This is a genomic window from Teichococcus oryzae, from assembly GCF_008386565.1.
Taxonomy (GTDB): Bacteria; Pseudomonadota; Alphaproteobacteria; order Acetobacterales; family Acetobacteraceae; genus Pseudoroseomonas; species Pseudoroseomonas oryzae.
The window spans coordinates 1255517-1267703 of sequence record NZ_VUKA01000001.1 but is presented as its reverse complement, the minus strand read 5'-3'; the positions used below and the strand labels follow the sequence as shown (position 1 = coordinate 1267703).

At 68.4% G+C, this 12187-nt stretch carries 10 protein-coding genes and 1 tRNA gene; 3 read left to right on the top strand and 8 right to left on the bottom strand.

Features of this window, described 5'->3' with window-relative positions; translation table 11 throughout:
• Positions 1 to 8 precede the first annotated feature (8 nt).
• A complete protein-coding gene (locus F0Q34_RS05870) occupies positions 9 to 614 on the bottom strand; it encodes a metal-dependent hydrolase (RefSeq protein WP_241665329.1) in 606 nt (201 codons plus the stop codon).
• A 171-nt stretch (positions 615 to 785) separates the two neighbouring features.
• Between F0Q34_RS05870 and F0Q34_RS05865 the strand changes: the two genes are divergently transcribed.
• Entirely contained in the window at positions 786 to 1472 is a 687-nt protein-coding gene (locus tag F0Q34_RS05865; protein WP_241665328.1) for a DsbA family oxidoreductase, read from the top strand.
• Between the two features lie 4 nt (positions 1473 to 1476).
• Here F0Q34_RS05865 and mfd read toward each other — a convergent pair whose 3' ends face one another.
• Entirely contained in the window at positions 1477 to 4938 is a 3462-nt protein-coding gene (gene mfd / locus F0Q34_RS05860) for a transcription-repair coupling factor (RefSeq protein WP_149811132.1), read from the bottom strand.
• Positions 4935 to 5249, bottom strand: coding sequence for a succinate dehydrogenase assembly factor 2 (locus tag F0Q34_RS05855; RefSeq protein ID WP_149811131.1), 315 nt, complete (start codon positions 5247 to 5249; stop codon positions 4935 to 4937). The genes mfd and F0Q34_RS05855 overlap by 4 nt, the downstream gene beginning before the upstream one ends.
• 34 nt (positions 5250 to 5283) lie before the next feature.
• Here F0Q34_RS05855 and recG point away from each other — a divergent pair, with 34 nt between their 5' ends.
• Positions 5284 to 7365, top strand: coding sequence for an ATP-dependent DNA helicase RecG (gene recG / locus F0Q34_RS05850; RefSeq protein ID WP_149811130.1), 2082 nt, complete (start codon positions 5284 to 5286; stop codon positions 7363 to 7365).
• Positions 7365 to 7850 carry an NUDIX hydrolase gene (locus F0Q34_RS05845; protein ID WP_149811129.1) on the top strand — a complete coding sequence of 162 codons (486 nt, stop codon included), beginning with the start codon at positions 7365 to 7367 and terminating at the stop codon, positions 7848 to 7850. Before recG ends, F0Q34_RS05845 begins: the two co-directional genes overlap by 1 nt.
• On the opposite strand, the gene msrP is transcribed toward F0Q34_RS05845, so the two are convergent.
• The 5 genes from msrP to F0Q34_RS05820 all read right to left on the bottom strand — a co-directional run bounded on the left by msrP (position 7847) and on the right by F0Q34_RS05820 (position 12184).
• Positions 7847 to 8794 (bottom strand): protein-methionine-sulfoxide reductase catalytic subunit MsrP, encoded by a 948-nt coding sequence (gene msrP, locus F0Q34_RS05840; protein ID WP_149811128.1) that lies wholly within the window; start codon positions 8792 to 8794, stop codon positions 7847 to 7849. The two genes, F0Q34_RS05845 and msrP, sit on opposite strands and share 4 nt — an antisense overlap.
• 63 nt (positions 8795 to 8857) lie before the next feature.
• The gene (locus F0Q34_RS05835; RefSeq protein ID WP_149811127.1) at positions 8858 to 10306 is read right to left on the bottom strand and encodes a glycosyltransferase family 39 protein; all 1449 of its coding nucleotides are present in this window, start codon (positions 10304 to 10306) and stop codon (positions 8858 to 8860) included.
• Complete coding sequence (locus tag F0Q34_RS05830; RefSeq protein ID WP_149811126.1) at positions 10303 to 11391, bottom strand: glycosyltransferase; 1089 nt, start codon at positions 11389 to 11391, stop codon at positions 10303 to 10305. The genes F0Q34_RS05835 and F0Q34_RS05830 overlap by 4 nt, the downstream gene beginning before the upstream one ends.
• 61 nt (positions 11392 to 11452) lie before the next feature.
• A tRNA-Lys gene (locus F0Q34_RS05825) sits at positions 11453 to 11525 on the bottom strand.
• 86 nt (positions 11526 to 11611) lie between these two features.
• Positions 11612 to 12184 carry a peptidylprolyl isomerase gene (locus tag F0Q34_RS05820; protein ID WP_162306162.1) on the bottom strand — a complete coding sequence of 191 codons (573 nt, stop codon included), beginning with the start codon at positions 12182 to 12184 and terminating at the stop codon, positions 11612 to 11614.
• Between the last annotated feature and the right edge of the window lie 3 nt (positions 12185 to 12187).

Here is a 12187-nt window from a genome sequence, read left to right as displayed (position 1 = left end):
ACAACCCATCAGCGTGCTTGCGCCAACTGCCACCACTGGTCGAGCGACGTCTTTCCCCCAAGCAGCGCACGCAGCGCGGGGAGCATCGTGCCGTCATCGCAGAGACGGAGCCATTCCACCCCTGCGAGATGATAGCCCCCGCACCATTGCAGGCCTGCCGGCGCGGAGCCCCAGGCCGCGGAAAGCGCCACCGCCACAACCAGGGGCTCGAAAGGCGATCCCGTGCGGCAGAGCGGAAAGGCGAAGCTGCGCCTGAGCGGCCAAGCTAGCCGCAGGCCTCCCGGCGTCAGCAGATCCGCGATGAGATGCGAAAGATAGCCCACGACCAGGGGTGCGGCGAACCCGAAGGGCACATCCTGCCATAGCAGGAGGGCAATGCAGCCCGCCACCGCCACAAGCGAATGCGTGATGCCACGATGGCCGAGAAACATCGCCAGGATGGTTGAAAGCGGGCGAAGGCGGCGGCCGACCCAGGATTTCGGGTGGTCGATATCGGGCAGCAAGGCACCCAGGACCGACAGGCCCAGCAAGGCGGGATCCAGCGCCGGCAGGTCAAGCCTGGGACCGGCCACGAACCAGGCGGCAGCGCCCAACGCAATGTGCGACCCCGCCATCATATGGTCTTGACTGGCCTTTCAAACAGGAAGCTGAACCTAGGATTCAGAAGCTCTCCCTACAAGATTGATTCTGAACTTTTCATTGAGGAAGGCCATGGTCGGGAGGCCGGAGTCCATCCTCCCCATGCCGGGGATGCGATCCGGTGCATCTGCGCTTATGATGGCGGGGTGAACCTGCTTTCCCCTTCCGGCCATCAACTCGAAATCGAGGTGGTCTTCGACCTGGTATGTCCCTGGTGCTTCCTGGGCACCCGCCGGCTGCGCCGGGCCCTCGATGCGCGGGGGGACATCCTGGCGCAGATCCGCTGGCGGCCCTTCCTGCTCAATCCCGACCTGGGAATGGGAGGAGCCGCGCGGCAGGACTACATGGCCCGGAAGTTCGGCGGCGAGGAACGCGCCCGGCGTCTTCATGCGACCATGGCGGATCTTGGCCGCGCGGAAGGGATCGAATTCCACTTCGAGCGGATCCGCCGCGTGCCATCCTCGATCGATGGGCACCGCCTTGTCCGTTTCGCGGAACAGCACGGGCTCGCAGAGCTCATGGTTGACGCGTTGTTCACCGCGCATTTCTGCGAAGGCGCCGATATCGGGCATTCTGGGACGCTAGCCTCCATCGCTGCCCAGCAGGGCCTGGACTACCGCGCCGCCCAGCGCTTCCTGGCCAGCGGGCTGGAAACGGACGCGATCCATGCGGAAAACCTGCGGGCTCACCGTTTGGGCATTAATGGCGTGCCATGCTTCGTGGTGAATGGGCGCCAGGGGGTCAGCGCCGGCCATGCCATCGCCGGAGCGCAGGAGCCCGAGGTGCTGGAGCGGTTGATGGACGTCGCCATCGCCGAAGCCGGCGAGTTCTGACGCCTCAGGCCGCCTTGGCCTGACGCGAGAGCTTGGCCAGCGCCGCCAACATATCCTTGGCCGCCCGCACCCGGGTCGGCAGATCCATCTCCCGCACCATGGCGAGCTTGTGGTCCGGCCGCAGCTTCACCACGCCCTTCTGTGCCGCGACCCAGCCCACCAACCCGGCCGGATTGGCGAAGTGGTTGCCACGGAAGCTGGCGACGATCCCCTTTGGTCCCGCATCCAGCTTCTCCACCCCCGACTGGCGGCAGAAATGCTTGATGGAGACCACCTGAAGCAGGTTCTCGACCTCGGGCGGGAGCGGGCCGAAGCGGTCGCTCAGTTCGGCGGCCATGGCATCGACCTCCTGGTCGCCGGCCAGGGCGCCGATGCGGCGGTACAATCCCAGGCGCACCGGCAGGTCGGCGACATAGCTTTCCGGGATCAGCACCGGCAAGCCCAGATTGATCTGCGGCGTCCAGTCCCGATCCGCCGCCTCCCCCTCGCGGCCCTGCCCCGCCTTGATGTCCGCCACCGCGTCTTCCAGCATCTGCTGGTAGAGTTCGATGCCGACCTCACGGATATGGCCTGACTGCTCGTCGCCCAGCAGGTTGCCGGCGCCACGGATATCGAGGTCATGGCTTGCCAGGGTGAAGCCGGCGCCGAGGTTGTCGAGCGTCTGCATCACCGCCAGCCGCTTTTCCGCCGCGGCCGAGAGGCGCTGAGAGGCCGGCCAGCTCAGATAGGCATAGCCGCGCAGCTTGCCGCGCCCCACCCGGCCACGCAGCTGGTAAAGCTGCGCCAGGCCGAACATGTCCGCCCGGTAGATGACCAGCGTGTTCACCGCCGGCATGTCCAGGCCGCTTTCGACGATGTTGGTGGCGAGGAGGATGTCGTACTTGCCATCCCCGAACTCGGTCATCACCCGCTCCAGCTCGCCGGGTGTCAGGCGGCCATGCGCCTGCACGGTGCGCGCCTCGGGCACGATTTCCGCCAGCCGGGCCGCCATCTTCGGAAGATCCTCCAGCCGCGGCACCACGCAGAAGATCTGGCCGCCCCGGAAGCGCTCGCGCTGGATCGCCTCCCGGATCACCACGGCATCGAAGGGCATGATGAAGGTGCGGACCGCCAGCCGGTCCACCGGCGGCGTTGCGATGACGCTCATCTCCCGCACTCCCGTCAGCGCCAGCTGCAGCGTGCGCGGGATCGGTGTGGCCGTCAGCGTCAGCACATGCACATCGGCCTTGAGCGACTTCAGCCGCTCCTTGTGGGCCACGCCGAAATGCTGCTCCTCATCGACGATGACCAGGCCGAGATCCGCGAACTCGATGCCCTTGGCCAACAGGGCGTGGGTGCCGACCACGATGTTGATCGAGCCATCGGCGAGCCCGGCCTTCACCTGCGCCGCCTCCTTCGCCGTCACCATGCGGGAGAGCTGGGCCACCTTGATCGGCAGCCCCTCGAAGCGCGCGGTGAAGGTGCGGAAATGCTGGCGGGACAGCAAGGTGGTGGGCACCACCACCGCCACCTGCACACCGGTCATCGCCACCACGAAGGCGGCGCGCAGGGCGATCTCGGTCTTGCCGAAGCCGACATCGCCGCAGATCAGCCGGTCCATCGGCCGACCGGAGGCGAGATCCTCCAGCACATCGGCGATCGCGCGCTGCTGGTCATCCGTCTCGGCGAAGGGGAAGCGGGCGCAGAACTCGTCCCACGCGCCTTCCGGCGGGATGGCGGAGGGCGCATCCTTGACCCGGCGCTCCGCCGCGATGCGGATCAGCCGCTCCGCCATGTCGGCGATGCGCTGCTTGGCCTTGGCCTTCCTGTTCTGCCAGGAGGTGCCGCCGAGCTTGTCGAGCGTCGCCCCGGCCGTCTCGCTGCCGAAGCGGGACAGCAGCTCGATGTTCTCCACCGGCAGGAACAGCTTGTCGCCGCCATCATAGACCAGGCGCAGGCAGTCATGCGGCGCGCCGGAAACCTCGATGGTGGCGAGGCCGTCATAACGGCCGATGCCGTGATCCTGGTGCACCACGAGGTCGCCTTCCGCGATCTCCGTGGCGTCGGCGATGAACTGGTCCGCGCGCTTGCGGCGGCGCGGCGGGCGGGCGATGCGCTCACCCAGCAGGTCCTGCTCACCGGTGACGGCGATCCCCGCCTGCCGCGCGGCGCCGGGCGGGGCGGTGAAGCCGCGCTCCACCCCGAAGGTGACCAGCGCGATGACGCCTTCCGGCAGGCGGTTGGCCGCACGCCAGTCATCCGCCACCTGCGCGGTGATGCCGTTCTCGCGCAGCAGGTTGCCAAGCCGCTCGCGCGAGCCTTTGGTCCAGGCCGCAAGTATGGGCTTCAATCCGAGCCGGGACTGGCTTTGCGCCTGTTCCTTGAAGGCCGCGAAAACATTGTGCCCGGCGGCGCGCGCTTCCGAGTAAAGCCGCCCCGGACGCCCCCCGGCGTCCAGCCCCTCGGCTCCATCGACCTGGGGAAACGGGCTGAACCGCAGCAATGGCCCGCCCGACAGCATGCCGTCCCAGTCGCGCCGCGTCAGGTAAAGCCGGGCGGGCGGCACGGGGCGGTAGGGCACCTCCCCCTCGCGTGTCGGGTTGCGACGCGCCTGGTAATGGTCCTCGATCATCTCCAGCCGCGCTTCCAGCGCGTCTTCGGCCTGATGGTCGAGGCTGACGGAAGCGCCCGGCAGGTAATCGAGCAGCGTTGCCATGCTGTCATGGAACAGCGCCGCGTAATGCTCCATCCCTGGATGGCGGCGGCCGGCGGAAACCGAGACGTAAAGCGGGTCGTCGCCCGCGGCGGGGCCGAACAGCTCCCGGTAGCCGGTGCGGAAGCGGGCGATCGATTCCTGATCCAGGAAGACCTCACCCACCGGGCGCAGCCACAGCTCCTTGAGTTGCGCGCCGCTGCGCTGCGTTTCCGTGGAGAAGCTGCGGAGGCTCTCGATCTCGTCGCCGAACAGGTCGATCCGCACGGGCTCGGGCTGCCCGGCCGGGTACAGGTCGATGATGCCGCCGCGCACCGCGTATTCCCCGGGTTCCATCACCGTGGCCACCCGGCCATAGCCGCTGGCCTCCAGAAAGGCCGACAACTTCTCCGGCGCGACGCGGCCGCCACGCCGCAGGTGCAGCGTCGCGCCTTCGAAAACCGCTTGCGGGGGGACGCGCTGCACCAGCGCGTTGACCGTGGTCAGCACGATGCAGCGTCGCGCCCCGGCTTCCCCCAGCCGCGCCAGCGTCGCCATGCGCTCGGCCACAAGTTCGGCATGCGGCGAGATCCGGTCATAGGGCAGCACGTCCCAGGCGGGGAAGCGCAGCACCTCGACATCCGGGGCGAAGAAGGACAACCCGTCCTGCATCCGTGCGACGCGGGCGTCATCCCGGCAGACATGCAGCACGAAGCCTTCCGCCTCGGCCCGGCGGCGGGCCAGCAGGAGGGCGTCGAAACCTTCCGGCGCGCCGAAGACGGTCAGGGCCGTCATGCGCGGCGCACGCTCTCCGGCACGCCCGCCCCCAGGGCGGAGCAGGCCTCGGCCATGCGGGCCAGCATCGGCGTCATCGCCTCCGGCGGGATCGGTCTGCGGCCGGACAGCCATTCCGCCAGATCCACATCCAGGTGCTCCAGCACCGCTTCAAGCTCATCCAGCTCGGCCTCGGTGAAGGCGGCGATGTTTCGCGCCACGAAGCCACCGATCATCAGGTCGGCTTCCTTTGTGCCGCGATGCGTCGCGCGGAACAGCAAGCGCCGGCGGCGTGGGGAAAGGTCAGGGCAGGTGTGATCGGTCTGGGACATGTCGGCGCCTCTCAAGGCTGGCATATAGAGGCGGATGGGAATCATGTCAGCCCGAGGAACGATCGCCGGAAGCCATATGGCGCTTCTGGCTCCGCTGGACAGCCTGCCACTGGGCGAGGACAAGGCCGCGCGCGTGCTGCGGGCGATTGATGGCGACCGCGTCATAGACCTGCTGTTCCATTTGCCGGAACGCTACCAGGATCGCCGCTTGGCCGATCTGCGGGATGGCGAGGTTGCCACACGTCCCGTCCGCGTTCGCCACATCGCCGCGCCGCGCACGCCACAGCAGCCCTGGGTGGTATGCTGCGAGGATCCTTCCGGCCCGATCGACCTGATCTATTTCGGGCGGCGGTCCTGGCTCGGCGCCTGGCTGTCCAGGACCTTTCCCGAAGGCGCCGACCGCCGCGTGTCCGGGCGGGTGAAGCGGTTCCGCGACCGCTGGCAGATGGACGCCCCGGATTTCGTGGAGCCGCCGGACATCATCCCGGAGATCCAGCCGGTCTGGGGCCTCGCCAAGGGCGTCGGGCAGCGCGACATCGCCCGGGCCATGGCCGAGGCCCTGAAGCTGCTGCCGGACCAGCCGGAATGGCATGACCCGACCCTGCTGTCGCGGCGCCGCTGGCCTGGCTTCGTGGCCGCCCTTCGGATGTTGCAGGACCCCGCAACCATTCCCGACGAGGCGCCGCGGGACCGCCTGGCCTATGACGAGTTGCTGGCGGGCCAGCTGGCCGTCGGTCTGGTGCGGCGCACGGTGTTGCAGCGCCCGGGACGCGCGCTTTCCGGCGATGGCGGCCTGCGCCGCGCCGCGCTTGCCGCCTTCGGCCACCCGCCGACCGCGGCCCAGGAGCAGGTGCTGCGCGAGATCGATGCGGACCTGGCCGCCCCGCGCCGCATGCTGCGCCTGTTGCAGGGCGATGTCGGGGCCGGCAAGACACTGGTGGCGATCCTCGCCATGCTGCGGGCGGTGGAAAGCGGTACCCAGGCCGCCCTGATGGCGCCCACGGAACTGCTGGCGCGGCAACATCTCAGAACTTTGCAGAAGCTGGCCGGGGCGGCGGGCGTCGAATGCGTGCTGCTGGCCGGATCGGTGAAGGGCAAGGAGCGGCGCCGGGTGCTGGCCGGGCTGGCTGATGGCAGCATCCCGATGGTGGTCGGAACCCATGCGCTGATCGAGGACGGCGTGGCGTTCCGCGACCTGGGGCTTGTTGTGGTGGACGAACAGCACCGCTTCGGCGTCGCGCAGCGGCTGGCCCTGACGGAAAAGGGCCTGACCGACGTGCTGGTGATGACCGCGACGCCGATCCCCCGCACGCTGCTGCTGACGCAATGGGGCGACATGGCGGTCAGCCGCCTGGAAGGGCGCCCGGCCGGCCGGCAGCCCATCGTCACCCGCATCGTCAGCCGGGAACGCCGGGACGAGCTGGTGGCCCGCCTGCGCGCCGCCTTCACCAGGGGGCATCGTGCCTATTGGGTTGTTCGGGCGGTGGAGGAAGGCGAGAAGCACGACAACGTCGCCGCCGAAACCACCTTCGCCGAGCTTTCAGCGATCTTCGGTCCCCTGGTCCGGTTGGCCCATGGGGCGCAGAAGCTGGAGGTGCGCGAAGCTGCGTTGCAGGATTTCGCCGCCGGCCGGGCACAGCTCCTGGTCGCCACCACCGTGGTCGAGGTCGGCGTGGATGTGCCGGAGGCCACCATCATGATCATCGAGCAGGCCGAGCGCTTCGGCCTCGCCGCCCTGCACCAGTTGCGCGGCCGGGTCGGCCGGGGGAGCGCGCAATCCTTCTGCCTGCTGCTCCCGTCGGGGGAGCTGAACGAAGCGGAACAGCGCCGCCTGGCGGTGCTGCGCGACACGGAGGATGGGTTCATCATCGCGGATGCCGACCTCGATCACCGGGGCGGAGGCGATGCCCTTGGTGTCCGGCAGGCAGGCCGCATCGGCCGGCGCCTGGCCGACCCTGCGCGCCATGGCGGGCTGATCCGCATGGCGCATCAGGATGCGTCACTTCTGCTGGAGCGTGACCCGGAGCTTTCCGCCACGCCGCGCGGTCGGGCCGCGCGCGGCCTTCTGGCGCTGTTCAGCCACGACCTCAGCCTCGCTCCGCTGGCGGCCGGCTGATGACCGGCCTTCCCCCCGCCCCGCCGCCTTCGCGCGAATATCCCGACCGCCCCTGGGTCGGCATCGGCGTCATCGTCTTCCGCGGGGAGGAGGTGCTGCTGGTCCGGCGGGCGCGGCCACCTCGCCAGGGTGAATGGTCGATTCCCGGAGGCGCGCAGCATCTCGGCGAAACGGTGGAGGAAGCCGCCCGCCGTGAATTGCTGGAGGAAACCGGGGTGGCGGCCGGCCCGTTGCACATCGCCCTGGCCGTCGATGCCATCAACCATGATGAGGAAGGCCGGCCGCGCTTCCACTACACCATCATCGACTTCGCGGCCCGGTGGCTGGCGGGAACGCCACAGGCCGGAGATGACGCCAGCGAAGCCGCCTGGTTCACGCGGAAGCAGCTCAGCTCGCTCGGGCTGCGGGCCGAGGTCCTGCGCGCCATCGCCGAGGGGCGGAGGCGCCTCGATGCCGAGGAACCTCCGTTCCGGAACCCGGCCTAGAGGAACAGCGGCTCCTTCTCCAGGCCGGCATAGAGCGGCGCCACGAACTCGCCATAGCCGTTGAAGATCTGGGTGGGAACGCGCTCCCGGCTGCCCAGCAGGCGCTCAGTCTCCTGGCTCCAGCGCGGATGCGGCACGGCCGGGTTCACATTCGCCCAGAAGCCGTATTCGGTGGGCTGCAGCTTTTCCCAGAAGCTCACCGGTCTGGTGTCGGTGAAGTGGATCCGCGTGATGGCCTTGCCGCTCTTGAAGCCGTATTTCCACGGGAACAGCACGCGGATCGGGCCGCCATTCTGCGCCGGCACCGGCTTGCCATAAAGACCGACCGCCATGAAGCACAGCTCGTTCATCGCTTCGGCCAGGGTGCAGCCTTCCTGGTAGGGCCAGGGGTACCAGCTTTGCCGCAGCCCCGGCATGCGTGCCCGGTCCTGGACGGTCTCAAACATCACGTAGCGCGCCGCCGAGGTGGGGGCGGCCATCTTCACCAGCTCGGCCATCGGGAAGCCGGTCCAGGGCACGATCATGGACCAGGCTTCGACGCAGCGATGCCGCAGAACCCTTTCCTCCAGCGAAACCCGCTTCAGCAGGTCACTGAGGTCGATCTCCTGCGGCTTGTCCACCAGCCCGTCCAGCTTCAGGGTCCAGGGCGATTGGGGCAGCTTCTGCGCCGCCGCGGCCACGGATTTGCTGGAACCGAACTCGTAATAGTTGTTGTAGCTCGTTGCGTCCTTTTCCGGCGTAAGGTCCCGCCCGGCCCGGAAGCGCTCGCTGCGCGGTGCGTTCATCGCCGGCATGGCCGACTGCGCACCGGCCAGGCGCGGCAGCGACATGGCTGCCCCCGCCACGCCAGCCAGACGCATCAACGAACGGCGCTGCAGAACCATGGATTCCGGCGTTGCCGCCGTTTCAGGAAGCTCCCAGCCGCGACGAATCCGAATGAGCATGACGCGCTCTCCCACCTGTTTTCCGCATGTAGGACGGCGTATCGGAGCTAAAAGAGGACAGCCTCAGCGGCGCTGGGGCAACAGGACGCGAGTCAGGCCGTCATCGGAAAGGCTGACGTCGTAAAGGCGATAGCGTTCCGCCTCGATCCCCTTGCGCTGGCGGGCGACCTCGCCACCTGGCGCTGCCTCCGGCCAGAGCGGGGCCGCCTCGCCCCGCCGGGTACTGCGCACCAGAAGACCCTGGCCGTCCAGCGGAGGCTCCGGCAGGTCGAACAGGTCCCAGCGATCTCCCAACGCGATGACAGGCGTGCCACGAGGCAGATGCAGGGCCAGCTCGCTGGCGAGGCCATATTCCTCCGCGGCCACGAAGCTGGCGTTCCGGCTGCGGCGGATCTGCTCGATCTCGGCTGCGAAGTCATGCCATCCGCCGAGCCGCGCCAGGGTAGGATCGCTGCGGCGGGGCAGAGGCAGGGGCGAGAATATGCCCTGCACCAACACCACAAGCGTCAGCCCGAGGCCCAGTACCACCCCCCATTTCCGCCAGCCCTGCCAGCGCGGCCCAAGGTAGCCGGCCGCGGCAAGGCAGGCGGAGGGATACAGAATGGCGGGCCAGTTGCCCTGGACGCGGCTGCCGGTCGCCTGCCACAGAAAGATCAGGGCCGGAGGAAGCGTGACCAGGGCCAGCAAGGTGGCAACTGCATCGCGCCGACCGGCCCGGCGGCAAGCCACGACGATGCCGGCGACGCAAAGCACGAAGATGATGGGGGTGGCGAGGCCCAGCTGCCCACCCACCAGCTCACCGAGATAGCGCAGCGATGAAGCCGTGCCGACATTGCCGGCCCTGCCGCCCTGCTTGGCGAGGCTGATCCAATCATGCTCGGCATTCCAGACAAGCACCGGCGAAAACACCAGCAGCGCGAGCAGCCCGCCCATCCAGAGCCGCCAGTCCCGGAACCAGTGACGCGCGCCCGGCTCGATCACCAGCCACAGAACAACGGCGAAGCCCAGGAACACGGCGGTGTATTTGGACAACAGGGCGCAGCCCGCCAGCACGCCGAAGGCCAGCCACCACCATCCATCCTGCCGAAGGTGAACCTGCACCCAGGCCCAGAGTGCGGCGCACCAGAACACCAGCAATGGTGTGTCCGGCGTCATCAGGACCGAGCCCGCGCTGAACAGTAAGGTTCCGTTCAACAGGGCCGCCGCCCAGTATCCGGCGCCGGAACCTGGAAACAGCCCGTTCCCTGTTCGCGCGATGAGGATCGACGCCAGGGCGACCCCGATGGGTCCCAATAGCCGCAGGCCGAATGCGGTGTCCCCACCCAAGGCCGAGCCGGCGGCCGTCCACAGGGCCACCATGGGAGGATGGTCGTAATAGCTGAGCGCCAGGGCACGGCCCCAGACCCAGTAATACGCCTCATCCGGCGCGGGAGGCAGAAGCAGCGCCGCGAGGAGGCGCAGTGCCGTGAGCAGCCCGAGTGCGATCAGCCACGGGCGCGGGGACAGGCTCATCGCGCCCGCCAGACCAGCGTCGCGGACACGGCGTAATTCCACACCAGCGTGATCAGGGCCCCGGCCGCGCCGGCCAGGCCCCAGTTCAGGTGATCATCATGCAGCAGCAATCCGGCGACGCCGACATTGGCCGCCACCCCGATGCCGCACACGACGTAGAAGATCAGCAGGCCCCGCCACAATGCCCGGCCCTTGAGCCTCACATCGCTGTAGGTCAGCCGGTTGTTCAACCAGAAATTGGCGGTCATGGCGGCAAAGCTGGCCACCCACTGCGCCGTGGCGAAATCCAGCTGGTGGATGGCCAGGGTCAGCACCAGCAGATGCACCAGAAGCCCGAAGCCGCCGACGGCCGCGAAGGACAGGAAGCGCATCGGCAACACGCCGCCGGACACCTTGTCGAGCAGCAGGGTCAGGAACTCGATCAGGACAATGGTGTCGAGCTTCGATTCCCCCGCCTCGCGCGGCCGGAAGACATAGGGGAGTTCCTTCACCTTCAGGGTCTGCGGGCTGGTGAGCAGGAGGTCCAGCAGGATTTTGAAGCCACGGCCGGTCAGCTGCGGCGCCAGCTGGTCCACCGTTTCCCGGCGCAGCATGAAGAAGCCGCTCATCGGGTCGGCCACCGGAACGGGAAGAACAAGCCGGGCGAGGCCTGTGCCGCCGTCACTGATCATCTGCCGCAGGCGGGAAAAGCCCTTGCTGGCTTCCCCTCCGCTGATGTGCCGGCTGCCGATCACCACATCGGCTTCATCCGCCTCCAGCGTCCGGAGCATGGCCGGCAGAAGGCGCTCATCATGCTGCAGGTCGCCATCGATCACCGCCACGTAACGGGCGGACGAGGCCAGCATGCCTTCCACGCAGGCCGAGGAAAGGCCTTTCCGGCCAACGCGACGGATGCAGCGGATGCGGGCATCCTCGGCGGCGAACTGCTTGGCCACCGCCGCCGTTCCGTCGGGGCTGTCGTCATCGACAAATAGAACTTCCCAGTCGAGCCCTTCCAGCACCGTGCGCAGCCGCGACACCATGGCGGGGACATTGGCGGCTTCATTGTAGCAGGGGACCACGACGGTCAGAATCGGCGGCGACATTGTCGCCGTGCTTAGCGCCCCTGGGCGGGCTGTGCCAGGGCGACGCGGCATAAGGGCGGCATGTGCCCGCAGGGACTCGAACCCTGGACCCCAAGATTAAAAGTCTCGTGCTCTACCAACTGAGCTACGGGCACATAAGCGAGGGCCGGAGCGGGCAAAGCCGATCCGGCCCCCTTCTGTCAAGGGAGGGTGCTGTTTCCCGCACCTTCCGGCAGCAGCCTCAGGCCGCGTCGGCGGCCAGCTGGGCCTTCAGCAGGCGGTCCGGCTCCCGCACCATGCCGCTCTGGCCGGCGCCGCGCTTGATCTTGTCCACGAACTCCATGCCCGAGGTCACCTGGCCCCAGATGGTGTACTGGCCATCGAGGCTGGAAGCCGGCGCGAACATGATGAAGAACTGGCTGTTCGCGCTGTTGGGCGCCGCCGTCCGGGCCATGCCGCAGACGCCGCGCAGGAAGCGCGCCTTGGCCGGCGGGCTGAACTCGGCGGGCAGGTCCGGCATCTGGCTGCCGCCCGTTCCGGTCCCTGTCGGGTCGCCGCCCTGGGCCATGAAGCCCTCGATCACGCGATGGAACGGCGTGCCGTCATAGAAGCCCTGGCGAACCAGCGCCTTGATCCGCTCAACATGCTGGGGCGCGAGGTCCGGCCGCAGCTTGATCACGACGCGGCCATCCTTCAGGTCGAAGAACAGGGTGTTCTCGCGATCGTCCTGGGCGGCGGCGTCGTTGGTGGTGGCTTCGCTCATCATGATCCCCGTGGCGGCAATGGTGCTGGCAAGCAAAGTGCGTCGGTGCATGCC

Bases quoted from the DNA above. Each gene is read 5' to 3' on its own strand.
- F0Q34_RS05830 (WP_149811126.1), bottom strand. From the start codon at position 11,391: ATGTCGCCGCCGATTCTGACCGTCGTGGTCCCCTGCTACAATGAAGCC.
- F0Q34_RS05855 (WP_149811131.1), bottom strand. From the start codon at position 5,249: ATGTCCCAGACCGATCACACCTGCCCTGACCTTTCCCCACGCCGCCGG.
- F0Q34_RS05845 (WP_149811129.1), top strand. From the start codon at position 7,365: ATGACCGGCCTTCCCCCCGCCCCGCCGCCTTCGCGCGAATATCCCGAC.
- F0Q34_RS05835 (WP_149811127.1), bottom strand. From the start codon at position 10,306: ATGAGCCTGTCCCCGCGCCCGTGGCTGATCGCACTCGGGCTGCTCACG.
- F0Q34_RS05870 (WP_241665329.1), bottom strand. From the start codon at position 614: ATGGCGGGGTCGCACATTGCGTTGGGCGCTGCCGCCTGGTTCGTGGCC.
- msrP (WP_149811128.1), bottom strand. From the start codon at position 8,794: ATGCTCATTCGGATTCGTCGCGGCTGGGAGCTTCCTGAAACGGCGGCA.
- mfd (WP_149811132.1), bottom strand. From the start codon at position 4,938: ATGACGGCCCTGACCGTCTTCGGCGCGCCGGAAGGTTTCGACGCCCTC.
- F0Q34_RS05820 (WP_162306162.1), bottom strand. From the start codon at position 12,184: ATGCACCGACGCACTTTGCTTGCCAGCACCATTGCCGCCACGGGGATC.
- recG (WP_149811130.1), top strand. From the start codon at position 5,284: ATGGGAATCATGTCAGCCCGAGGAACGATCGCCGGAAGCCATATGGCG.